This window comes from Paenibacillus sp. P4_A7, assembly GCF_056402455.1.
In genome coordinates, this window is sequence record NZ_JBFUHJ010000008.1 from 44,010 (window position 1) to 65,860 (window position 21,851).

General features: G+C 45.3%; 20 protein-coding genes and 5 tRNA genes. 1 reads left to right on the top strand and 24 read right to left on the bottom strand.

Annotated elements, in window-relative coordinates:
- Positions 1 to 112: 112 nt before the first annotated feature.
- The 19 genes from trxB to AC1DWN_RS02595 all read right to left on the bottom strand — a co-directional run bounded on the left by trxB (position 113) and on the right by AC1DWN_RS02595 (position 20,391).
- Positions 113 to 1,060, bottom strand: coding sequence for a thioredoxin-disulfide reductase (gene trxB / locus AC1DWN_RS02505; protein ID WP_477557368.1), 948 nt, complete (start codon positions 1,058 to 1,060; stop codon positions 113 to 115).
- 20 nt (positions 1,061 to 1,080) lie between these two features.
- Positions 1,081 to 2,832: a tetratricopeptide repeat protein gene (locus AC1DWN_RS02510; protein WP_477557369.1), complete on the bottom strand. Its 1,752-nt coding sequence runs from the start codon at positions 2,830 to 2,832 to the stop codon at positions 1,081 to 1,083.
- Between the two features lie 152 nt (positions 2,833 to 2,984).
- Complete coding sequence (locus AC1DWN_RS02515; RefSeq protein WP_477557370.1) at positions 2,985 to 3,935, bottom strand: ribose-phosphate diphosphokinase; 951 nt, start codon at positions 3,933 to 3,935, stop codon at positions 2,985 to 2,987.
- Positions 3,936 to 4,164: 229 nt separating this feature from the next.
- Entirely contained in the window at positions 4,165 to 4,851 is a 687-nt protein-coding gene (gene hisIE / locus AC1DWN_RS02520; RefSeq protein WP_477557371.1) for a bifunctional phosphoribosyl-AMP cyclohydrolase/phosphoribosyl-ATP diphosphatase HisIE, read from the bottom strand.
- The gene (hisF, locus tag AC1DWN_RS02525) at positions 4,848 to 5,606 is read right to left on the bottom strand and encodes an imidazole glycerol phosphate synthase subunit HisF (RefSeq protein WP_477557372.1); all 759 of its coding nucleotides are present in this window, start codon (positions 5,604 to 5,606) and stop codon (positions 4,848 to 4,850) included. Before hisF ends, hisIE begins: the two co-directional genes overlap by 4 nt.
- An 834-nt stretch (positions 5,607 to 6,440) precedes the next feature.
- Positions 6,441 to 7,070, bottom strand: a complete 630-nt coding sequence (gene hisH / locus AC1DWN_RS02530; protein ID WP_477557373.1) for an imidazole glycerol phosphate synthase subunit HisH — start codon at positions 7,068 to 7,070, stop codon at positions 6,441 to 6,443.
- Position 7,071: 1 nt separating this feature from the next.
- Entirely contained in the window at positions 7,072 to 7,677 is a 606-nt protein-coding gene (gene hisB / locus AC1DWN_RS02535) for an imidazoleglycerol-phosphate dehydratase HisB (protein WP_477557388.1), read from the bottom strand.
- A gap of 107 nt (positions 7,678 to 7,784) precedes the next feature.
- Positions 7,785 to 9,071, bottom strand: a complete 1,287-nt coding sequence (gene hisD / locus AC1DWN_RS02540; RefSeq protein ID WP_477557374.1) for a histidinol dehydrogenase — start codon at positions 9,069 to 9,071, stop codon at positions 7,785 to 7,787.
- 47 nt (positions 9,072 to 9,118) lie between these two features.
- Positions 9,119 to 9,763 (bottom strand): ATP phosphoribosyltransferase, encoded by a 645-nt coding sequence (gene hisG / locus AC1DWN_RS02545; protein WP_477557375.1) that lies wholly within the window; start codon positions 9,761 to 9,763, stop codon positions 9,119 to 9,121.
- Positions 9,760 to 11,004, bottom strand: coding sequence for an ATP phosphoribosyltransferase regulatory subunit (locus AC1DWN_RS02550; protein WP_477557376.1), 1,245 nt, complete (start codon positions 11,002 to 11,004; stop codon positions 9,760 to 9,762). Before AC1DWN_RS02550 ends, hisG begins: the two co-directional genes overlap by 4 nt.
- Positions 11,005 to 11,566: 562 nt before the next feature.
- The gene (locus AC1DWN_RS02555; RefSeq protein WP_477557377.1) at positions 11,567 to 12,070 is read right to left on the bottom strand and encodes an acyltransferase; all 504 of its coding nucleotides are present in this window, start codon (positions 12,068 to 12,070) and stop codon (positions 11,567 to 11,569) included.
- On the bottom strand, positions 12,057 to 12,728 hold the full coding sequence (gene ppaX / locus AC1DWN_RS02560) for a pyrophosphatase PpaX (RefSeq protein ID WP_477557378.1): 672 nt from the start codon (positions 12,726 to 12,728) through the stop codon (positions 12,057 to 12,059). Before ppaX ends, AC1DWN_RS02555 begins: the two co-directional genes overlap by 14 nt.
- Positions 12,729 to 12,756: 28 nt before the next feature.
- Positions 12,757 to 13,788, bottom strand: coding sequence for a prolipoprotein diacylglyceryl transferase (lgt, locus tag AC1DWN_RS02565; RefSeq protein ID WP_477557379.1), 1,032 nt, complete (start codon positions 13,786 to 13,788; stop codon positions 12,757 to 12,759).
- A gap of 20 nt (positions 13,789 to 13,808) precedes the next feature.
- Positions 13,809 to 14,747 (bottom strand): HPr(Ser) kinase/phosphatase, encoded by a 939-nt coding sequence (gene hprK / locus AC1DWN_RS02570; protein WP_477557380.1) that lies wholly within the window; start codon positions 14,745 to 14,747, stop codon positions 13,809 to 13,811.
- Between the two features lie 122 nt (positions 14,748 to 14,869).
- Entirely contained in the window at positions 14,870 to 16,237 is a 1,368-nt protein-coding gene (locus AC1DWN_RS02575; RefSeq protein WP_477557381.1) for a DUF4179 domain-containing protein, read from the bottom strand.
- Positions 16,182 to 16,772, bottom strand: coding sequence for a sigma-70 family RNA polymerase sigma factor (locus AC1DWN_RS02580; protein WP_477557382.1), 591 nt, complete (start codon positions 16,770 to 16,772; stop codon positions 16,182 to 16,184). The genes AC1DWN_RS02575 and AC1DWN_RS02580 overlap by 56 nt, the downstream gene beginning before the upstream one ends.
- 153 nt (positions 16,773 to 16,925) lie before the next feature.
- Positions 16,926 to 18,047: an ABC transporter ATP-binding protein gene (locus AC1DWN_RS02585; RefSeq protein WP_477557383.1), complete on the bottom strand. Its 1,122-nt coding sequence runs from the start codon at positions 18,045 to 18,047 to the stop codon at positions 16,926 to 16,928.
- Between the two features lie 89 nt (positions 18,048 to 18,136).
- Complete coding sequence (locus AC1DWN_RS02590; protein ID WP_477557384.1) at positions 18,137 to 19,279, bottom strand: PucR family transcriptional regulator; 1,143 nt, start codon at positions 19,277 to 19,279, stop codon at positions 18,137 to 18,139.
- A gap of 164 nt (positions 19,280 to 19,443) precedes the next feature.
- Complete coding sequence (locus AC1DWN_RS02595; RefSeq protein WP_477557385.1) at positions 19,444 to 20,391, bottom strand: MraY family glycosyltransferase; 948 nt, start codon at positions 20,389 to 20,391, stop codon at positions 19,444 to 19,446.
- Positions 20,392 to 20,583: 192 nt separating this feature from the next.
- Here AC1DWN_RS02595 and ssuE point away from each other — a divergent pair, with 192 nt between their 5' ends.
- Positions 20,584 to 21,132, top strand: a complete 549-nt coding sequence (gene ssuE / locus AC1DWN_RS02600) for an NADPH-dependent FMN reductase (protein WP_477557386.1) — start codon at positions 20,584 to 20,586, stop codon at positions 21,130 to 21,132.
- A gap of 191 nt (positions 21,133 to 21,323) precedes the next feature.
- On the opposite strand, the gene AC1DWN_RS02605 is transcribed toward ssuE, so the two are convergent.
- The 5 genes from AC1DWN_RS02605 to AC1DWN_RS02625 form a co-directional block, all read right to left on the bottom strand.
- Positions 21,324 to 21,399, bottom strand: a tRNA-Lys gene (locus AC1DWN_RS02605).
- 14 nt (positions 21,400 to 21,413) lie between these two features.
- Positions 21,414 to 21,497, bottom strand: a tRNA-Tyr gene (locus tag AC1DWN_RS02610).
- A gap of 40 nt (positions 21,498 to 21,537) precedes the next feature.
- A tRNA-Phe gene (locus AC1DWN_RS02615) sits at positions 21,538 to 21,613 on the bottom strand.
- A gap of 17 nt (positions 21,614 to 21,630) precedes the next feature.
- Positions 21,631 to 21,707 (bottom strand) — tRNA-Asp (locus AC1DWN_RS02620).
- A 35-nt stretch (positions 21,708 to 21,742) separates the two neighbouring features.
- Positions 21,743 to 21,818: transfer RNA gene (locus AC1DWN_RS02625), tRNA-Val, on the bottom strand.
- Positions 21,819 to 21,851 lie beyond the last annotated feature (33 nt).

Here is a 21,851-nt window from a genome sequence, read left to right on the forward strand (position 1 = left end):
TGAATATGCAATGATAGCTATAAATTCAGTAAACGATAAGGAAAAAGCTATACCAACAAGCGTAATGCTCTACAGGTATAGCTTATTCCTTCTTAAGGTTGCATGTTGTTTATTACAACGTTTGACTCCAGTCATGTGTGATGCTTCCTTCAAGATATCTCTCACAATCAAGTGCAGCCATACAACCGCTGCCTGCTGCCGTGATAGCTTGGCGATATTTGCTGTCTTGAACGTCGCCGCAAGCGAATACGCCAGCAACATTAGTTTCTGAAGAGCCCGGTTTTACTACGATATAACCATGATCATCCGTATCGATTTGTCCATCCAGGAATTTCGTGTTCGGTGTGTGACCAATTGCTATGAAAATCCCATCGGTAGTAATAACCTCTTCTTCTCCCGTTGCATTGTCGCGTACCTTAAGTCCCGTTACGCCCATGCCGCCTGCTACAACTTCAATTGGAGTGTGGTTTAGACTCCAGCTGATTTTCTCATTTTCACGAGCACGATCTTGCATAATCTTCGAAGCACGAAGCTCATCCCGACGGTTAACAAGCTCAACATTTGACGCGAAGCGAGTTAAGAAGCCCGCTTCTTCCATTGCAGAGTCTCCGCCACCAACCACGATAATTTTTTTCCCGCGGAAGAAAAATCCATCGCAAGTCGCACAAGTACTTACTCCGCGACCTACATTTTCCTTCTCACCTGGAATACCAAGATACTTGGCAGAAGCACCTGTTGAAATAATAAGGCTTTCGCCCACTAACTCTCCGTGACCCTCTACTTGAAGCTTGAATGGGCGCTTCGACATATCCACGCTGTTTACCCAGCCGGTAATAAATTTAGCACCGAAGCGTTCTGCTTGCTTCCGCATATTTTCCATGAGCTCTGGACCCATGATTCCTTCCGGAAAACCAGGGAAGTTCTCAACCTCTGTCGTTGTCGTCAACTGGCCGCCTGGCTCAGGACCTTCAATAATAAGCGGGTTCATGTTCGCACGAGCTAAGTAAATAGCTGCTGTAAGACCGGCAGGACCGGTACCAATAATAATCGACTTATACATAAATATCACCTCATGGAAGTTTATTCATCCTGTAATTCTTGTGTAAAAAAAACTGAGCTTAATGACTTCATCTTATCCTTAATGCCGCAAACTCCGTCAATTAACTTCACATTCTTGCTCACAGTCGCAATTGATGTGCCGTAACGTGCGGACACCTCGGGATATGAAATCGCTCTTCGATGCATTTTTGCTGTTAAATATTCAAGTGCTGCTGCCCAGCCCTCCGGCTTTGTCAGCTTCGGAACATTTGGGTACACCCTCGACAAAAACTCCACCCACAGCGTCATCAAGTCATACTGCTGTACAAGATCATACTGCTTGCTCATACTGCTCAGAGCAACTTCTACAACAGCCTGCCACTTATCTTCCCATACAGGAAGCCTCGAAGGAACACGGTTTGGCTCAATTACCGTTTCTTTACCCTCCAGAACAACGTGCAGCGGCTCTTGTACGCCGATTGTGCGAAGCACAAAGATGGCAATACGCTTCAAATAATCATCTTCATCCTTCTCAAGCAGAAACGTCCGAAGTACATCCTTCACTTCACTATCAGCAATCATACCTAAAGCTTGTATAACCTGCAGCTTGGTATGCTGATCTCCATGACGCAGAGCCCAGAAAAATGAGGAGCGTACGAGTGGATCACGCTTTAAATGATCTGGAATGCCATCCGAAGATTTTTCCCAGAGCTTGAATTGCTCTTCAAAAGGCAAATGGTAATGGTAGCTGATAGACGCCGTCTGTACCCCGCTTCGTACTAGTTCAAGCTGTTCCATATAGTAATGCGGAATGCCCGACAATGGATCAAGCTTAATCGTCTGCTTCCAGAGACGTTCCGCTTCCTGTAATCGACCGATATTGCATGCCGCAACAGCAGCATAATGATATAAGCATGGATCATGATGAAGCTCAGCGTCCTTCAGCAAACGAGTGAAGTGTGTATAAGCTGCCCCATGCTCTCCTAAGATGCCCATTGTTGTTGCCAATTTAAACACATGCTCCTGATGAAACGGCACCGTCTTAAGAAGCAGGTCTACCAAATGTTTCAAGCTATCTTCATCGTTCTCGTGTTGAAAAAATATAGCAAGGTTGCAAAGTGCATGCAAATTGCCCTTTTCGAGCTCAAGCACTTGGTTAATGGTTTCCATCGCCTTATCGAACAATCCCATATAATAATAGGCTAATGCTAGATTATTACGCGCAGCCAAAAACTCAGGCTGCCCTTCAATAATCTGTTCTAATATCCGAACGGCTTCAGTAAACTTGCCTTCCTCAAGCAGTGTTCGAGCTTGATCATGCTCAAACATGCCTTCACGCGATTTGATATTCGTAAGACGCGTAGGCCGTTCCAATTCATAGTGAAGCAGATCCATCATCTCTTCTGCCTCATCTAGAAATTGTCCGTCCGCATCCTCTTCCAAATATTGAATAAGCGAGCCTTCGGCTGCTTCGTATTGTTCCATATTAGCAAAATTGTTTGCCATGTAAAAATGACATTCCGTCATTGAAGGATCAAGTTCATCAACAATCCAGCCTAATATTTTATTAGACTCTTCATAATTACCCAGCTCAGATAAGATGCCGGCCATGTTGCAATGGTTTACCGGATTATCCGGCTCGTATTCTACGGCGCGACGAAAATATTTGAGTGCCTTGTCATAGTGGAATCGATCCAACGATCGAACTGCCCGCTCGAAAAAAAACGTGGCGTCCCATTGAATCGGTATTATTTTGGCTTGATTGTCTACGACTGCAAGCTTCTTCTCTGTCATTGGCAAGGCACCTCCCGCAACTTCCGATTTTCTACGATTATAACATAGCCACGCCTATCCTAACACGAAAGAATATGAGGAAAATCGCGGATGGCATGTACACCGTCCGCGATTTCTCTCATCATTACTATTCATTTCTTCGAGCTTAGCGGTTATACGCCATTGCTTTTAAACAATGTGCTGATCGAACCGCCCTCTAAAATGATACGAGTTGCTTCAGCAAGCAAAGGCGCGACCGATAGCACTTTAAATCTCTCCGGAGTGAACTCCGGCAGACAGATAGAGTCGGTAACGATAATTTCTTTAATGTTCGGATGATCCAAACGCTCAATGGCCGAGCCGGAGAATAGCGGGTGCGTTGCGCATACGTATACATCCTCAGCGCCGCGTTCCTTCAAACTTTCTACCACATTGACGATCGTAGTTCCCGTATCAATTAAATCCTCAATAATAATTGGAGTTTGACCTTCTACATCACCAATGACATGTGTGATAACCGATTCATTGTGAGTAGGGCGTTTCTTAATCATAATCGCAAACGATGTGTCTAAGTAGTTAGCCAGCTTCTCAGCAGTAGAAGCACGACCTGCGTCCGGTGAAACAACAACCGGATTTTTGATGTTTTTCGTCTTGAGATAGTCACTGATTAAATCGAGTGCCGTCATATGATCAACCGGAATATTGAAGAAGCCTTGAATAGCCGGAGCATGCAGATCAATTGTAATGACGCGGTTCGCACCAACTGTTGTTAACACATCTGCAAGCATCTTAGCTGAAATAGGCTCCCTAGGTGCTGCCTTACGTTCCTGACGAGCATAACCGTAGTACGGCATGATGATGTTAACCGTTCTAGCGGAAGCACGTTTTGCAGCATCAATCATAACAAGCAATTCGACAAAATGCTCGTTTATCGGATGCGAGAACGATTGCACTAGAAATACGTCGCAATTCCGAATCGTTTCCTCGTAATGAACGTAAATCTCACCGCTTTTGAAACGTGACATCTTGATCGCACCTAACGTCAAACCAAGCTCTGCACTAATTTTCTGAGCCAATACCGGATTAGACGAACCCGAAAAAATACGCACCTTGTCGCTTAACATGATACCCTCCTGAGCGTTAAAACCAATTAATTTTACTAGCTTGTACTCGTCCTTGTCGGATCATTCGACAAAGCTTCATTTGTCATTTATATTATACATTGATTTTACGATAATTCAAAAATCTATCGATACTAATTTTCGACAATTTGTTATCACTGACTGCGTAATCCGTCTTTATCCAGCGTGATCGATGATTATCTCCAATATTCTCTTAATCTCTTCTATTTCATTATCTCATTTTGTTGGTTGTTGGCTTGCCGTGACGGTTGTTCAGCTCGTTCATCACATCATCGATGGGAAGTCCTCGTTCACGGAGCAGCACCATGAGATGGAAGAATAAGTCTCCTACTTCGCTGCGAAGCTCATCGTTATCTTGATTTTTTGCCGCGATAATGACCTCAGAAGCTTCTTCGCCAATTTTTTTAAGAATTTTATCTACGCCTTTTTCAAACAAATACGTCGTATACGATCCCTCTGGACGCTCGGCATAACGCTCTGCAATAACACTTTCCAGATTGCCGAACGTTGTGAATCTGTCTGATGTCGGTTCAATAGCTTGAGAAGCATCGGTAGCTTGACCAATTACCTCAATCGCGTTGTAGAAACAGCTGTAACGACCGGTATGGCATGCGGGTCCCTTTTGCTGAACCTTAACAAGCAGCGTATCTCCGTCACAATCATAGGACATCGATACGATTTGCTGGGTATGGCCGCTAGTTGCGCCTTTATTCCAAAGCTCATTGCGTGAACGGCTCCAGAACCAGGTTACGCCGGATTCTGTGGAGAGCTGAAGCGACTCCTTGTTCATATAAGCGAGCATGAGTACTTCCTTGCTTTGTGCATCCTGTACGATGGCAGGCACGAGTCCCGCTTCATCCCATTTTATTTGTGATAAAATATTATTGTTTTCCTTCATCGAACCTCTACTCCCTTCCGCCGCAAATCCTCTTTTACTTCACGTATGGTCATTTCTTTATAATGAAAAATTGTAGCAGCCAGCGCTGCGTCCGCATGTGCTTGCTGAAACACATCGTTAAAATGCTCGACACGTCCCGCCCCGCCCGATGCGATAACAGGAATGCCCAGTGAGTCAGACACCGCTTGCGTTAGCTTAAGATCAAAGCCATCCTTAGTTCCGTCCGCGTCCATGCTCGTAAGCAAGATTTCTCCGGCACCTAGTCGCTCAACCTCGCGTGCCCACTCCAATGCTTTAATTCCTGTAGTATTGCGTCCGCCATGGGTATAAACTTCCCATTCGCCCCACTCTGCATTAAACTTTGCGTCAATGGCTACCACAATGCATTGTGAGCCAAACTTACGCGATCCTTCCTTCACGAGCGATGGGTTTTTGACAGCAGCGGTATTGATGCCAATCTTATCCGCACCTGCCCGCAGCAGTCGCTTCATATCGTCTACGTGGGAAATGCCGCCGCCGACCGTAAATGGAATAGTAATCTCGCCCGCCGTCCGCTTGACGACCTCAATCATCGTCGCGCGGCCTTCAACGGAAGCGGATATATCCAGAAATACAAGCTCATCGGCGCCCTCCTGGTCATAGGTCGCCGCCAGCTCAACTGGATCGCCTGCATCACGCAGGTTCACGAAGTTAACGCCTTTCACTACCCGGCCGTCCTTCACATCCAGACACGGAATGATACGCTTCGCCAGCATATTGTCCTCTCCTTTATGCCCGTATAGCCGAGCTTGATTTTGGTGGAGCTTTTTGATTAATGATTTATTCAGGTGCTTGATGTAGACGTAAGTTGTAGCTGTACGATGCAGGTGTTTGGTTTGTTTTATTTCATTTCAATTATTATTTACAGCTTCTGCTATAGATGCAGTTCTCACAGCTACAGTACATATAGTTACAGTAGATATAGTTACAGTTCTTATATATATCTTAGTTTAAAGTTGTTATAGTTGTACTCTTATGGGCCAAAACTGAAAACAGCTGTAGACAGAAAGTGAGAAACGTATAGCGAAATATAGATAGCGAGAAGGTTTAATTTTCATTAGTCCTGTTTGACTGTATTTTATACATTCAAATCAACATCGAAACGTCGCTTTTAACCTTTGACTGTATTTCATACAAGCAAATCATCCGTTTCGCAGACAAAGTATCTATATCCACCTATTTGATTGTATCTTTTCCATTCAAACACATTTACAAGGTAAATATCCGCAGTTTGAATGGATGAAATACATTCTAATCGCTCAGCCCTTTTCGTTGGTTGAAAAACAACGATAGAAACTAGATTCCCTGGTCGTTCAGTACAGTACAGTACAGTACAGTTAAGCTCAGTTAAGCTCATTACATTACAGTTCAGCTTTACTTAGTTCCATTTCTCCGTCCACCGCGTAGTGCTCCAAGTAATCAAACGCTGATTTTAGGGATGAGCCACTTTTTATATAACCATAGTGTCCATTTATAAGAGTGGTTCTTCTATGACATAGTCCTTCTATAACATAGTTCTTTTAATACTGTAGTTCTCTTTAACTTCTATTTTAGAGCTGCCCTTGCAGCTTTTTGCTGTTCGTCAGCGCCAGGAAGTTGCCCAGCAATTGCATACCAAGCTCTCCGCTTTTCTCCGGATGGAACTGCATGCCGTATACGTTGCCGCGACCGACAATTGCAGTCACCTGCTGGTGGTAATCGGTAGTCGCGAGCAGATCCGAAGTCAGCTCCGGCTTCACATGGTACGAGTGAACAAAGTAGACATGTCCCTCAGTCAGACCATTAAAGAGCGGTGATTGCTGCTGCAAGAACGAAAGCTTATTCCAGCCCATATGAGGCACTTTATAATCACCTTGGAAGCGAACCGCTTTCCCGGGCAATAAATTCAGACCCTCATTCGTACCATACTCTTCGCTTTCGCCAAATAGGAGCTGCATTCCTAAGCAAATACCGAGCATAGGCTTGCCGGATGCCGCATAAAATTTCGTCACATCGTCCAGCTTCGTGTTGCGAAGATTTTCCATCGCGTCGCCAAATGCACCTACACCTGGCAAAATAGCGCCTTCTGCTTCAACAATTATTTTAGGATCAGCAGTTATAACGGCCTCATAGCCGAGTCGCTCAACCGCTTTACTAACGCTATGCAGATTGCCCATACCGTAATCGATAATGGCGATCATCTTAAAGCACTCCTTTCGTAGAAGGTACTCCTTGTACGCGAGGATCAATGCTCGTTGCTTCATCAAGTGCACGGCCTAATGCTTTGAATACCGCTTCAATCATGTGATGCGTGTTTTTGCCGTAGTGCACGATAACATGAAGTGTTATCCGTGATTCAAGCGCCAACTTCCATAGAAACTCATGAACGAGCTCAGTGGAGAAGCTGCCAACCTGTGCTGAAGGATATTCTGCACGATATTCAAAATGCGGGCGGTTGCTAACGTCGATGATAACCTGTGCCAGCGCTTCATCCATCGGTACGAATACGCTAGCGTAACGTTTAATGCCGCGTTTGTCGCCAAGTGCCTCACGAAGCGTCTGACCGATACAAATGCCGATGTCCTCTACCGTGTGGTGATCGTCAATATCGATATCGCCGCGTGCTTCAACATCTAGGTTAAATTGACCGTGCTTCGTAAACAAATCAAGCATGTGATTCAAGAAGGGTACATCCGTTTCGATCTTTGCCTCGCCTGTACCATCTACTGCGAATGAAAGCTTAATGTCCGTTTCGTTTGTCTTACGTGATACCGATGCCTCGCGCACTCTGTTTTCCGTCACTTTAATTCCTTCTTCCCTATAAAATAAGTACTTCTATGGATGAATCATTAGCTATTATATTGGTACCAAATGGTCGGCGAAGCATTGCTGCTTAACGACAACAAATGGTTATGTTAGCCCCGCTCTTTCTCCAGACGAATCTCAATTGCACGTGCGTGTCCTTCAAGCCCTTCATGCCTAGCAAGTGTCATAATCTTCTCACCGTTCGCAAGCAATGCTTCCTTGCTGTAATAAATTAGGCTCGATTTCTTCAAGAAATCGTCCACGTTTACCGGCGATGAGAATCGCGCTGTACCATTTGTCGGAATGATGTGATTCGGTCCGGCAAAATAGTCTCCAACTGGCTCTGAGCTGTAAGGTCCGAGGAAAATAGCTCCTGCGTTCTGAATGTAACCGAGCAGACGCATCGGATCAACTGTCAGCACCTCAAGATGCTCCGGTGCAAGCTGGTTCACTACATCGATGCCCGCTTCAATCGAGTCAACGAGCAGCACAGCGCCGTAGTTGTCAATGGAGCTGCGCGCGATGTCTTGGCGCGGCAGTGTGGACAGCTGGCGGTCTACTTCAGCAGCGACCGCTTCCGCCAGTTGCTGCGAAGGCGTAATAAGAATCGCCGACGACATCTCATCGTGCTCTGCTTGCGATAGCAGATCCGCAGCTACATACGCGGGATCTGCGGAATCGTCGGCTAGCACGACGATCTCGCTTGGGCCGGCGATGCTGTCGATATCGACGGCGCCGAATACGGCGCGCTTCGCAAGCGCCACGTAAATGTTGCCCGGTCCGCATATTTTATCGACCGGGTCAATTGTTGCCGTGCCGTACGCCAGCGCGGCTATAGCTTGTGCCCCGCCGACCCGGTACATCTCCTTGACGCCCGCTTCTGCGGCGGCAACGAGAATATACGGGTCGATACCTGCGGTGCCGCCTGTTGCTGGCGGCGTCACCATAACGATCTCCGGCACGCCAGCCACCTGTGCCGGAATGACATTCATCAGCACGGACGACGGATAAGCCGCCTTGCCCCCGGGCACATATACGCCGACCCGCTTAAGCGGTCGCATGATTTGCCCGAGCAGCGTTCCGTCCTGCTGCAAATCCATCCACGAGGTACGCATCTGCTTCTCGTGGAACACCCTAATATTCACGGCCGCTTCGCGAATAGCCGTGAGAAAATCAGCGTCGACATGGTCATACGCCGCCTGAATCTCCTCCTGCGTCACGCGTAGCGATTCCGCATCCAGCTTTACGCGGTCGAACTGCTCCGTATACCTGAGCAGCGCCGCGTCACCCTCGGTCTTGACGCCCTCTACGATCGTCTTGACCGCTTCATTTTGCTCCGGTGTCCCATACTCCACCTCGCGCTTCAAACCAAACTGCTCCGCACGCATAATACGCATATGCCTCGCCCCTTTCTAATCCTCATCCTTGCTGTCTGCCTCTATATTTAAGCTCTAGTCGCCAAAGTCTCCTGCAATCGATCACACAAGCTTTGAATCACATCGTTTTTCATCCGATAGCTTACCCGATTCGCGATCAAGCGGCTCGTAATTCCGAAGATCGACTCCATCTCCACAAGTCCATTCTCTCGAAGCGTTTGGCCCGTTTCCACCATATCGACGATACGATCCGCCAAGCCGATCATCGGAGCCAGCTCAATGGAGCCATTCAACTTAATAACCTCTACCTGCTGTCCACGCTCGCGGAAGTAAGCCGATGCGACGTTCGGATACTTCGTTGCAACGCGAGGATTAATCGTCGGCTTCCAATCCGGCATACTGATTACTGACATCCGACATTTAGCGATACCTAGATCAAGCAGCTCGTATACATCTTTATTTTCTTCCATTAGAACGTCTTTACCGACTATCCCAATGTCTGCAACACCATATTCCACATAAGTCGGCACATCCACCGGCTTTGCCATTATAAACTCCATGCCCATTTCAGGCAGTTCAATGATCAGCTTGCGCGTATCGTCAAAGTCACTCGGAATCGGAAGTCCCGCTTCACGAAACAGCTTTGAAGCCTGTTTATAGATACGGCCCTTTGGCATCGCCACTTTCAAAATATCTCTTCTCACTTCGCTCATGTGGCGCTGCCTCCCTTCGTAACTTCATCATTCGCAATATAGGTAGTCAAATTTTTATAGCCTACACCTTTATACATAAAAGGCTTCTGATCCGCAGCTGCTAATAAGACCGCTTCTAGACCTTCAGCACTCGCCGTATCCATCCGTTCCGTTACGACCGGCTGTCCTTGGCCGCGAAGCTTCTGCGCTTCCGCCAGAGCCTCCGTACGCCCTGCTGCATCATACAATACTAATGTCCGTTCAGAGAGACTCTCTTCCTCTTCACCCATTAGCTCCAAAATACGAGTCGTCTTCAGAGCGAAGCCTGTTGCTGCAGCCGTTCTGCCGAACTGAGCCAACAAATTATCATATCGTCCGCCGCTTACGACTGGAAAACCAAGATCAGCCGCATAGCCCTCAAAGGTCATCCCCGTATAGTAGGAGAAATCACCAATCATCGTTAAATCAATCAGCACATGCTCACAGACGTCGTATGCCTTCAGCACATCCCATATCTCGCATAAATGGCGAATGGACTCACGAGCGGTAGCATCCACGCTTAGCTGCAAAGCCTGCTCACAAATTTCTTGACCGCCGCGAAGTCGCAGAATGCCCTCCAGCTCGCGTTGAACCGGCTCATCAAGCGACAGCTCACGAAGCTGCTCACGATAGCCAACGTAATCACGTCCGAGCAAGCAGCCTTTCAGCTGTTCCTGCGCTTCTTTACGTCCAGGCAGCGTTTCCTCTAGTAAGCCATTCAGAAAACCGACATGTCCAATAGCGATCTTAAATCGTTCTACTCCTGCCGCTTTCAGCGAGGCAATAGCAAGTGCAACGACCTCCGCATCCGCTTCAGCTGAAGAGTCACCTACAAGCTCCACACCCGTTTGGAAAAATTCAGCCTCGCGGCCTGCTTCCTCTTCAATCGCCCGAAAAATATTAGAGTGATAAGACAAACGTTGCGGAAACTCTTCTTCTTTTAATAAAGAAGCAACAACACGTGCTATGGGCGCCGTCATATCAGAGCGAAGCACAAGTGTAGTCCCTTTATTATTTAGAAGCTTGAATAACTTCTGATCTGATGTTGAACTCGCAACACCGACTGTATCGTAATATTCTATAGTTGGCGTCATAATCTGTTCGTAGCCCCAGCCTTGCATACAAGCTAGAACCTCACGCTCGATATGCCGCAGCTTTGCTACAGCGCCTGGCAAATAATCTTTAACGCCTATCGGCTTCTCAAATACTTTTGGTTTAGACATTCCCGATCACCCTCCAATACTTTATCACAGTAAAGCGATACCATGTTACCATACTGCCAAAATAAAGTGTTTAGTCGTAATATTAGCATGGAAAACACGTCTCCGTCAAGCCAAAAACAGCGATATGACTCCCTTTAAACAACAAAAGGATGTCTCCCAAGCATTATGCGCCAAACGAAGCGCAAACACCGAGAAGCATCCTTTTTATATATAAGAATCTATAGGTTTCCACCTATTAATGAGCTTATATATATCCCCGCGAAATGAATGATTTGCCGTAGAAGTCGGCGACAGCCGTTTACGCTTGAAATATAGGAAAGTATAAGTTTCACACTATACTCTTGCCTATATTTTTACGAGAAACCGATCGTCCTTAGACAAGGACGACGAAGTCGTTTCTTCTTAAAATATAGGAAAGTATAAGTTTCACACTTATACCAATGCCTATATTTCACCGCGAAACGAGCTATTACCGCCAGAGGTCGGCGACAGTCGTTTACGCTTGACGTTATCACACTTTAGGTTTCGCATAGTTGCATTCGGTCGTTCATAAGGCATTCACTTAAATTTCCGAAAACTTTGGTTCACTTCTTTTGATCTCTCGCATAGGATTGCCGCCTACAAAAGCATAAGCCTGCACATCCTTATAGACTACGGAGCCTGCGGCTACTACGGCATGATCCCCGATCGTCACACCTGGCAGTATCGTTGTGTTCGCACCAATCATCACATTGGAACCGATCTTCACATCACCAAGCCGGTATTCGTTGATTAAATATTCATGCGTCAAAATCGTCGTATTATATCCTATGATCGAATTATTGCCGACCGAAATTCGTTCCGGGAAGAAGACATCGACCATCACCATCAAAGCAAATGCGGTATGTTCTCCAACCTTCATTCCGAGCACTCGGCGGTAAATCCAATTTTTAAGCGGGAGAACCGGGCAATAGCGTGCCAGCTGTATGAATACAAAATTCCGAACCGACTTTACACGGCTCACTGTCGAATAGACCTGCCACAACGCATTCGGTCCTTCCACCGGATATCGGTTAACGTTTCGCAAACGGCTCGCTCTCCATTCCAACAAATGAATAAAGGTCCCGCATGTCATGAATGACGTGATCCGCTCCAGCATCCTTCAAAATCCGCTCGCCTTTAAGCGACCAAGCAACACCGATAGCCAAAGTACCCGCCGCTTTTGCGGACTGCATATCCACGGTACTATCACCGACCATGATTGTCGTAGCCGGGTCTGCTCCTAGTAACTTGATCGCCATGCTTACAGGCTCAGGATGCGGCTTCGGATTAACAACATCATCAATCGTCACAATGGCATCGATATAATCGGCAAGCCCAACATATTTCAAGCCGCGCTCTGTCGTCAGCCGCATTTTAGTTGTTACGACTCCAATTTGAATGCCTTTGCCATGCAGCGTTTCCAGTACTTCATTTACATAGTCAAACGACTTCACAAACTCATCATGCAGCCGAAGGTTCACTTCCCGATAAGCAGCCACAAGATCCGATACCTCTTCCAATCCAGAGAACAAACGCATTTGATCAGTCAGAGGTTGTCCCATGCTAGGAATGATATGCTCTCTCCCGAAACTCTCCGGCACAACACCCTTCAATGATTCTATGAACGAGCGAATAATAAGCTCATTGGTGTCAATAATGGTGCCATCCAGATCAAATAGCATCGTTTTTATGTTACTCGTCATTCATAAACCCTCCTAATCCTGTCACGCGCTAATCTTTTTTCTCATCTTTAGTGCGATTCTTACTCTCTGTACCTGTAGTGCCTTCTTTGCTTGTATTTACTGCTTGATCTACGCCGCCATTTCTCTCTGGCCTCGTCGTTACAATCGGATCCAGGTATCTCACTGATGCCATTCCTGTCTTACGTCTCACAATAATAAGCACAATCGCCCCAATAATGAGCAATAAAGCTACTACCTGCGAAATACGGATATTACCATAGGAAGGATCCAAGTAGCCTTGTGAAAAAGCCACTTCCATTGGTGACCAAAGCCCATTAATGAATGAAGCCAACCATTGAGGCCCCATAAACGCTAAACTATCTGTACGAAGCGCCTCAATAAAGAAGCGGCCAATGGAATACCAGATAAAGTAACCCGCAAGGATTTCACCCGCACGCACAAACTTCTGGCGCCGAAGCACGAATAGCAAAGCAATACCAACCAAGCTCCAAACCGATTCATACAAAAAAGCTGGATGACGGAACGCGCCCTCTGGAAACGCTGAATCCATGATAAACATGTTATTCACGATAAAGTTTGGAATGTGCAGCGTGTTCCGTAGAAACTCCTCGCTGACTACTCCACCGTAAGCTTCTTGATTCATGAAGTTGCCCCAGCGTCCGATCATTTGACCAGCTAACAAGGACGGTGCACATATATCCGCAATCCGCCAAAAGCTGTATCCTTTGTATCTGATGTAGAAGAACCCGCATATAAACGCGCCAATAAGCGCTCCGTATATAGCGATACCGCCCTCCCATATTTTGAACACATTAAATAAGTTACCTTTGTAATCTTCCCATTTAAACGCTACATAATAAATACGGGCCACAATAATAGAAGAAGGAACACCAAGCAGTAGTAAATCCATGAAGAAGTCCGGCTTAATTCCGAATCGCTTGCCCTCCTGCACGGCCAGCATCAAGCCTATCAAAGCCCCTGTTCCCAAAATAATTCCGTACCAATGAACCGGCAAGGAACCAATTGTGAAAGCAATCGGATTAATCGATAAAGTGGTCATTTTCTAGATCTCCTTTGGAATCAGTCATATTCGTCCATATCCTCGGCAATCGTCTCGGTCAGCTTGTTTGTAAATTGTAGGGCCGCATTGTAACCCATCCGCTTCAGACGGAAGTTCATTGCAGCTACCTCAATAATAACAGCTAGATTTCGACCTGGACGTACAGGAACAGTCACTAGAGGAATGTCCGTATCGATAATACGAGTCGTCTCCTCATCGAGACCTAGCCTGTCATACTGCTTATCCTGCTGCCAGTTTTCTAGCTTAATAACAAGACCGATACGCTTCTGCGTGCGAACAGCACCTGCTCCGAATAATGTCATTACATTAATAATGCCTAGGCCGCGAATTTCTAACAGGTGACGAATTAGCTCTGGCGCACTGCCATGAAGCTGTCCATCCGATGTCTGCCTAATCTCCACCGCATCATCGGCTACAAGTCGATGCCCACGTTTTACAAGCTCTAGAGCTGTCTCGCTTTTACCAATGCCGCTGCCTCCTGTTATGAGCATTCCAACACCGTAAACGTCAACTAGAACGCCATGTATGGTTGCTGTGGGAGCAAATTTTTTCTCCAAAAAGTCGGTAATCCTGCTCGATAAAATAGTGGTTGCCACGTTGCTGCGCAGCACAGGAATTTGCATCGCATTGGATTGATCGATTAGCTCCTGAGGTGCTTCCAAACCTCTTGTCAAAATTACGCATGGCGTGTCCTCTTTGAAGAGTCGCACCATCCGATCCTTCCGTTCCTCACTATCAAGCATGTCAAGGAAGGAAATTTCCGTTCTGCCAAGCAGCTGTACCCGCTCACTAGGATGGTAGTGGAAATAGCCGGCCATCTCAAGACCAGGCCGGTACAAATCATCTACAGTAATCGCACGCTTTAGTCCATCTTCACCCGCAATGATCTCTAGTTGAAATTGTCGGACTAGCTCCGTTACTTTCACTCTTTTCGCCATCGTATGGCCTCCCTCATCTGACAACTGCTTTATACTATAATGTATGTTATTTTCCAATGTCTTCATCGTAAAGGAAAAAGGCGCCGAACGCAACGTTTCCTCCGTTGCTCAGCGCCTTGCGTTTATTTTATCGGTACACTTATAGGTTCTAGTACATAGCCGGGATACTGCTCAATGTCGAAAGTTAATGGCTGCTTGTAGTCCGACTTTGGTATCCGATAATAAAAGGTCATTTTATTGTCTCCTGATCCCCACTCTGCAGACGTTCCGCTATTATCCAATATGGGATACGATAATCCTGAGGCATCCTTGAAGAAACCCTTATGTTTAAACAGCGTATAAATGAGTTCCTTATCGATCTCATCTAGTACAAGAAGTTCAAACTTCAAGTCAAACCCTTCGCCAACCTCTTGCTTTTCAACGAGCTGAAGTCTGTTGTCCGGTGAAGATAATGTCTTCAAGGTATCTGTATTAACAGTTACACTAAGATTATATTCCGATACGTGCAAGCCATCTGCCACTAATGTCAGCTTCTTAGGCCGCTCGAAGTAGCTGCTCTTGAAATGTCTCGTTAATGACGGATTAAGATCACCAAAGCCCGTATTCGTCTCGTATCGTCTTCCCTTCTCATCCACTAGCACCATGTTTCTAAAATGATTAGAACGTTTCTCATTGCTCGGATCAGCTTCAAATGTTAGCGATATTTGAAGTGGTGTTATAATAGCATCTTTAATCGTGAACCACTGCCCGCCTACCTCGAAGTTGCTATCTATCGCGATCTCTTCCCGCATGCCCGCGAACCTCTCATGATCGATTGGAAAGTCAACTCTCAGCCACTGACCGCCCAGCAATAAACTAAACTGTAAACTTTCTGGCATCTTGCCATCACCTATTAGAACATCCAGATAATCATGTACGGGAACGCTTGTATCCGCGGCGTCATTACTAGGAAAATGTGACGATCCAATACCAGCCTCCAAATCGGCTCCATTGCTGGTCTTCAATTTATAATTAAGAAATCCTGTATTACCGTTAATACCCGGGCCCTCAGCCGTATATAGAATAACGAGGCGCTGATCATCTGCTAAAATACCATCTACCGTAAATTTATAGCCGTTTTTCTCGTCTGATAGCTTAACCGATTGTATGAAGTCATTTTCAACAGCTGATAACAAAGACTTATCACTCTCTATGAAGGATACAAATCCGCTAAACCCTGGAATATCCTTCATTATCGCGGCAAAGGTAGGAGATACTCGCACGAACGCGGAGAGTAGCAGAATCATGCAGATGACGGAAGCACTCATCGTTAGGCTAAGCCTCTTCCTTCGTCCGCGTATTGCCCGCTTACGACCCTGCTCAAGCCCTCTCTGTATCGCAGCATCCAATGCCTGTTCAGACTGCTGTCCAAGCACATTGTTCACAAGTTCTATATCACTCCGCAGCCTTTGCCCGCCCTGTTCGAAATCCTTCTCCACTTCCGCGCCCATTGCCTATCTCCTCCTTCAAGTCCGTCATATCGGCTCTTAGCAACTTCAATGCCTTATTCAGCCATGTTCGAATCGTCCCATCTGGCTTTTCCAGCAGCTCAGCTATTTCCGTAATTGTCATGTCTCTATAATATTTCAGCGTAATGACCATTCGATAGTTTGCCGGCAACTGCTGCACCTGAGCAGCCATATCGAGTCTAACTGCCGTATCCGCATCCTCTGCCTTAACCGCCGAACCGTACTCTTGTGATATAGTCTCAGTGGGACGTTCTCTCGTCTTTTTCTTTCTCGTATCCATACAGACACGTATCAGAATCCGAATCGACCAGGTTGTAAAAAAGTGCGGCTCCTTTAAAGTACGTCGCTTGGTCCATATTCGGCAAACTGTCTCTTGTATCGCTTCTAACGCATCCTCTTCATTCCGCATATAGGAATAAGCAATTCCGTACAATTGCAGTTTATCCAGCTCTATACGCTGCAGCAAAGCGGTATCATCGCCGGCAATCCATGCTTCAGCCCATTCCTTTTTATTCATAACTGTCCTCCCCTCTACCAAAACTAATACATATCTCTTTATTTCGTCTTATTCCGTTTATTATTAGACAGCTGAAGCATGCAAACGGTTTTGACAAAACAAAAAAAGAACGATCGGAATAATCCGATCGTTCTTCTTCCAAACTATTTATTATTAAGCTTCGAAAATGTTAAGCTCTGATTCTTTGTCAAACAAATGTACTTTGTTCATGTCTAGCGCAAGCTTAACACTTGTGCCATCACGTAGACCGGAACGGCCATCAACACGAGCGATTACTGTGTCAGTGCCGATTCCATTCAGGTAAAGATACATTTCGTGACCAAGGTTCTCAGCAACCTCAACATTCGCGTGAACGATTGTTTGTGGTGATGCTTCAATGAATACTGGCTCTTCGTGAAGATCCTCTGGACGAATACCAAGAATTACTTCTTTGCCGATGTAACCTTTCGAACGAAGTGAAGCAGCTTTGCCTTCAGGTACAACTACGTCAACGCCGCTTGCTTTGAAGCGAAGCGCGCCGCTTTGCTCAGTCAACGAACCAGAGATGAAGTTCATCGATGGAGCGCCGATAAAGCCAGCTACGAAGATGTTAACCGGATGGTTGTAAAGCTCTTCTGGAGATGCCGTTTGTTGAATGAAACCGTCTTTCATAACAACAATGCGGTCACCCATCGTCATTGCTTCGATTTGGTCATGCGTTACATAGATTGTAGTTGTTTCAAGACGTTTAGTCAGCTTGCTGATCTCAGCACGCATTTGACCACGAAGTTTTGCATCCAAGTTGGAAAGAGGCTCATCCATCAAGAAAACTTGCGGCTCACGAACGATTGCGCGTCCTAGTGCAACACGTTGACGTTGACCACCGGAAAGTGCTTTTGGTTTACGGTCAAGCAAATGCTCGATATCTAGAATTTTAGCAGCTTCACGAACACGTTTGTCGATGTCTGCTTTTTTGAATTTACGAAGTTTAAGGCCGAAAGCCATGTTTTGGTATACATTCATGTGCGGGTACAACGCGTAGGATTGGAATACCATCGCGATGTCGCGGTCTTTAGGAGCTACGTCATTCACTAGACGATCGCCAATGAACAATTTGCCTTCAGAAATTTCTTCAAGACCTGCAATCATACGAAGAGTTGTCGATTTACCGCAACCAGATGGTCCGACCAATACTAGAAACTCTTTGTCTTTAATATCTAAGCTAACGTCAGTAACCGATGCTTTGTCAGTTCCCGGGTATTTTTTGTAAATGCTTTCTAAACGTACGCCTGCCATGATATGTTTCCCCCTAGAAAGAAATTTCGTTATGCCTATATCTTATCCCACACAAGGGCTGATGACTATGCACATACTTTACAAAAAAACTAATTTCTTTTCGTAACTTTGTACAATAGTAATATGATTTTTACTAGTACGGCATCTCTAAACTGCCGAACATCAAGTCCAGTCTCTTGTTTAAGTTTATCTAATCGATAGAGCAGCGTATTACGATGAATATATAATTTCTTGGCAGTCTCGCTCACGTTACAATCCAATGTAAAAAAAGTCTCTAACGTACTCAGCATTTCTGATTCAACGAATAAGTCAGCCCGTTTAAGCGATTGCTCCAAATACTTAGAGCGCTGCGCCTCTGGTATAGCGTTTAATAACCGTTCAAGCTGCAGCATCCATGGAAAATGAATATTAGTCCCGACATGGAATTTACGACCCAAGCTAATCGTCTCTCGCAATAGAATAGTCGTTTCTATCATACCCTTTGCTGGTGAAGTTGGATGCATCACCGCAAGATGGCACTCACCAATCCATTCACTAGCTAACATCTCGTGCAAACCCAGCCCTATCGAAGCCAAGCTATCCTCCAGTGTTTCTTCTTCTAGCTCATCGAACAGTTCCCCATCCACATCTCTCAGCAATGTAAGAGGGCCCCAAATGAGCCATTCTTGGTTTTTTAATGGAATCAGCAATACATCCTCCGATAAGAAGGAACGAAGCAATCTCTCCAACTCGACATAAGTAGCTTGCTTCGTATTAGATTGTTCCGTAACTAAAAGGAAAGGAATCATTTCCGTATACAATCGGCTACCTACCGTTAAATGATCAGGGATGGAATAAGCAGGCTCGTCTGACTCAAGCTGTTTTTGAATCCACTCACTTAGCTTGAGCGCGTTTCTTTCGGTTTCCGAAAGTGAAGCAGATTTCTTCTGAGACTGTTCATGACTTCTGAGCTGGAGAGTCCAGCTGATCAAGTCCTTCTCTGTTTCATTTAACAATGGATTGTCGATTTCCAGCAGTTCCAACGAATATTCACGATTAGATGCAATAATCCATGTCGTTCCATTCATTTCAGCACGTTGTCCTTCTTTTGGAGCGTGATCCGATTTCTCTCCGACATAAACCGCATCGGCGTCTTTAATCAAATCGTTCCATTCAGCTGTCGTTTTTGTTACGAAATGTACCGGACAGTTTAAAATGTGCTGCAGTGGCTTCAACCAGTCTGTCGTGCTCATTTCTTATCTCCAATCTCCACAAGCCTAAACGGCTGACGCCGCTCTCTGAGGTTCAAATTACGAATCCCAATTATATAATCAGCTTGTTAATGAAAAACATCTAGCTTTTTTATATCATAGGAAACGTATTTTGTCGTCATTGTATCACAAATGGACTATGAAATTCAGCCCATGACCAGTAAAAGAATAATCGATAGTAAAGCAAATAAAGCTGCGATTAGATACATGAAAGAAACGGTCTGAACCTGATTAAGTCCCCATTTCATTAACGTATGATGAGTGTGCAGCTTGTCTGCCTGGTGCAGTCCCTTACCGCTGACAAGCCTGCGCAGCATAACGTATACCGTATCCAATATAGGCAATCCAAGCGCAAGCAGAGGTACTAGCACAGAAATAAATGTTGCGCGCTTGAATGTACCATCTATTGCTATCACCGCAAGCGTATAACCAAGAAAGGTCGCTCCCGCATCCCCCATAAAAATACGTGCTGGATAAAAATTATGTACAAGAAAGCCAATGCACACGCCAGCTATAATTACAGCTAATAATGCCGTATCGGCTTGTCCTCTAATCAGAGCAGCTATCAATAGAGTAAGTGAAGAAAGGGTGCTAACCCCTGCTGCAAGTCCATCAACTCCATCTATAAAATTAATCATATTTATTAGTGCGAATACCCACAGCATCGTCATGAGCCATGAAAACCAATCCGGAAACATAAAATAAACACTGGTAAAAGGATTCGTGATCCCTGCTATTTTAATTTTAAATAAAGTGGGAATAGACGCTATCGCCAGATACAAAACTACACGCGGCCAAACAGGAAAATCTATTCCCTTCGATTTCGACGCATCATCCAGCAGCCCAATACATACAAGCATGAGACCGCCTGCCAGAATAGTCCAAGTTAAAGCAGTGAATCCTATAAAAATAAACATCGTAACGACACAACCAACAAAAATAGCCGCACCTCCCATTAAAGGAATCGGCTTGTTATGTATTTTTCGATTATTGGGCTGATCAACAAAGCCAAGATGAAGAGCAAGCTTGCGAAGGGGCGGCACGCTTATAAAGACAATAGCGAAGCTTAATATCGCCGCTAATCCGTAGTTCATTCTCAAAACCCCTTTTTTTATTTCTTCTGTATGTACATTGTTCCCTTATATCGTTAAAATACAAGAAACTTATCCTATCTAATTGTTTATTGACCGATCTTCTAAAGCATGATAAAATTTGTCAAACTATTCAGATCGGAATTATATGAGAAGTTATTAAAACCATATCCTATAGAGAAAGTAGAGTGCCAAATGTCTAAAATCGTCATTATATCCGGAAGTCCCAACGAAGCGTCGCGATTAAATGGTATTGTACAGTATGTCCAGCACCAATTGATTGAACAAAACCTTACTACCAAAATCATATCCGTCGTCTATCTACCTGCTGAGGATCTCATCCAAGCCAACTTTAATAGTCCGGCTATCCAAGAAGCCAACAAGCTTGTTGAGGAAGCAAATGCTGTCATTATTGCCAGTCCGGTATATAAAGCGTCCTATACAGGCGTTCTAAAAACCTACTTAGATCTACTTCCGCAAAAAGGACTTGATGGAAAAATTATTGCTCCTTTATTTATCGGAGGAACAATAGCCCATCTGTTATCGATTGACTATGCGTTAAAGCCGGTCTTAGCTTCCATGGGCGCTAGGCTCTATGTCAGCGGTGTTTATGCCGTCGATTCGCAAATTGAACGTACGCAAGGCGATAACGGCGAGCCTGTTTTCACGCTGACTGAAGATTTGCAGTTACGACTTGATCAGACGGTTAAAGAATTGATCTATGAATTGTCGATTCGCAAATAAACAAATTGTCTATACAAATAAAGGGCTCTATCCGGAGCAGCGCTTGCTGCTTAAGATAGAGCCCTTTTCTAATGCCTCGCACAAAAATAAAACTAAACATCTAAAATCAAATAATCATCTAAAATCAAATCTGAAACCAAAAAAACCGAAAGTCCTAGGACCCTCGGTTGTATGTATAAGAGAAGTAAAGATGGTGAGTCATGTAGGATTCGAACCTACGACACCCTGATTAAAAGTCAGGTGCTCTACCAACTGAGCTAATGACTCGTGATGTGAAAAAATGGTGGAGGGCGATGGATTCGAACCACCGAACCCGAAGGAGCAGATTTACAGTCTGCCGTGTTTAGCCACTTCACTAGCCCTCCGCATAACTATTTCTCTTCGTTCGAACGAAAAAAAATAAAGTGGTGGCTCGGGACGGAATCGAACCGCCGACACGAGGATTTTCAGTCCTCTGCTCTACCGACTGAGCTACCGAGCCTTACTTTAAAGAAAAAATGGCGGAGCTGACGGGATTCGAACCCGCGGTCTCCTGCGTGACAGGCAGGCATGTTGGGCCACTACACCACAGCTCCAAGTGGATTCGATCAAAAATCGAATAAGTAAATAATGGTGGAGGCTGACGGGATCGAACCGCCGACCCTCTGCTTGTAAGGCAGATGCTCTCCCAGCTGAGCTAAGCCTCCGAGAATACGAATTGAAAAGGTAATGGTAGCGGC

Excerpts from the sequence above, each read along its gene's own strand:
- trxB (WP_477557368.1), bottom strand. The coding sequence starts at position 1,060 with ATGTATAAGTCGATTATTATTGGTACCGGTCCTGCCGGTCTTACAGCA.
- AC1DWN_RS02510 (WP_477557369.1), bottom strand. The coding sequence starts at position 2,832 with ATGACAGAGAAGAAGCTTGCAGTCGTAGACAATCAAGCCAAAATAATA.
- AC1DWN_RS02515 (WP_477557370.1), bottom strand. The coding sequence starts at position 3,935 with ATGTTAAGCGACAAGGTGCGTATTTTTTCGGGTTCGTCTAATCCGGTA.
- hisIE (WP_477557371.1), bottom strand. The coding sequence starts at position 4,851 with ATGAAGGAAAACAATAATATTTTATCACAAATAAAATGGGATGAAGCG.
- hisF (WP_477557372.1), bottom strand. The coding sequence starts at position 5,606 with ATGCTGGCGAAGCGTATCATTCCGTGTCTGGATGTGAAGGACGGCCGG.
- hisH (WP_477557373.1), bottom strand. The coding sequence starts at position 7,070 with ATGATCGCCATTATCGATTACGGTATGGGCAATCTGCATAGCGTTAGT.
- hisD (WP_477557374.1), bottom strand. The coding sequence starts at position 9,071 with ATGCGTATTATGCGTGCGGAGCAGTTTGGTTTGAAGCGCGAGGTGGAG.
- hisG (WP_477557375.1), bottom strand. The coding sequence starts at position 9,763 with ATGAGCGAAGTGAGAAGAGATATTTTGAAAGTGGCGATGCCAAAGGGC.
- AC1DWN_RS02550 (WP_477557376.1), bottom strand. The coding sequence starts at position 11,004 with ATGTCTAAACCAAAAGTATTTGAGAAGCCGATAGGCGTTAAAGATTAT.
- ppaX (WP_477557378.1), bottom strand. The coding sequence starts at position 12,728 with ATGACGAGTAACATAAAAACGATGCTATTTGATCTGGATGGCACCATT.
- lgt (WP_477557379.1), bottom strand. The coding sequence starts at position 13,788 with ATGACCACTTTATCGATTAATCCGATTGCTTTCACAATTGGTTCCTTG.
- hprK (WP_477557380.1), bottom strand. The coding sequence starts at position 14,747 with ATGGCGAAAAGAGTGAAAGTAACGGAGCTAGTCCGACAATTTCAACTA.
- AC1DWN_RS02575 (WP_477557381.1), bottom strand. The coding sequence starts at position 16,237 with ATGGGCGCGGAAGTGGAGAAGGATTTCGAACAGGGCGGGCAAAGGCTG.
- AC1DWN_RS02580 (WP_477557382.1), bottom strand. The coding sequence starts at position 16,772 with ATGAATAAAAAGGAATGGGCTGAAGCATGGATTGCCGGCGATGATACC.
- AC1DWN_RS02585 (WP_477557383.1), bottom strand. The coding sequence starts at position 18,047 with ATGGCAGGCGTACGTTTAGAAAGCATTTACAAAAAATACCCGGGAACT.
- AC1DWN_RS02590 (WP_477557384.1), bottom strand. The coding sequence starts at position 19,279 with ATGAGCACGACAGACTGGTTGAAGCCACTGCAGCACATTTTAAACTGT.
- AC1DWN_RS02595 (WP_477557385.1), bottom strand. The coding sequence starts at position 20,391 with ATGAACTACGGATTAGCGGCGATATTAAGCTTCGCTATTGTCTTTATA.
- ssuE (WP_477557386.1), top strand. The coding sequence starts at position 20,584 with ATGTCTAAAATCGTCATTATATCCGGAAGTCCCAACGAAGCGTCGCGA.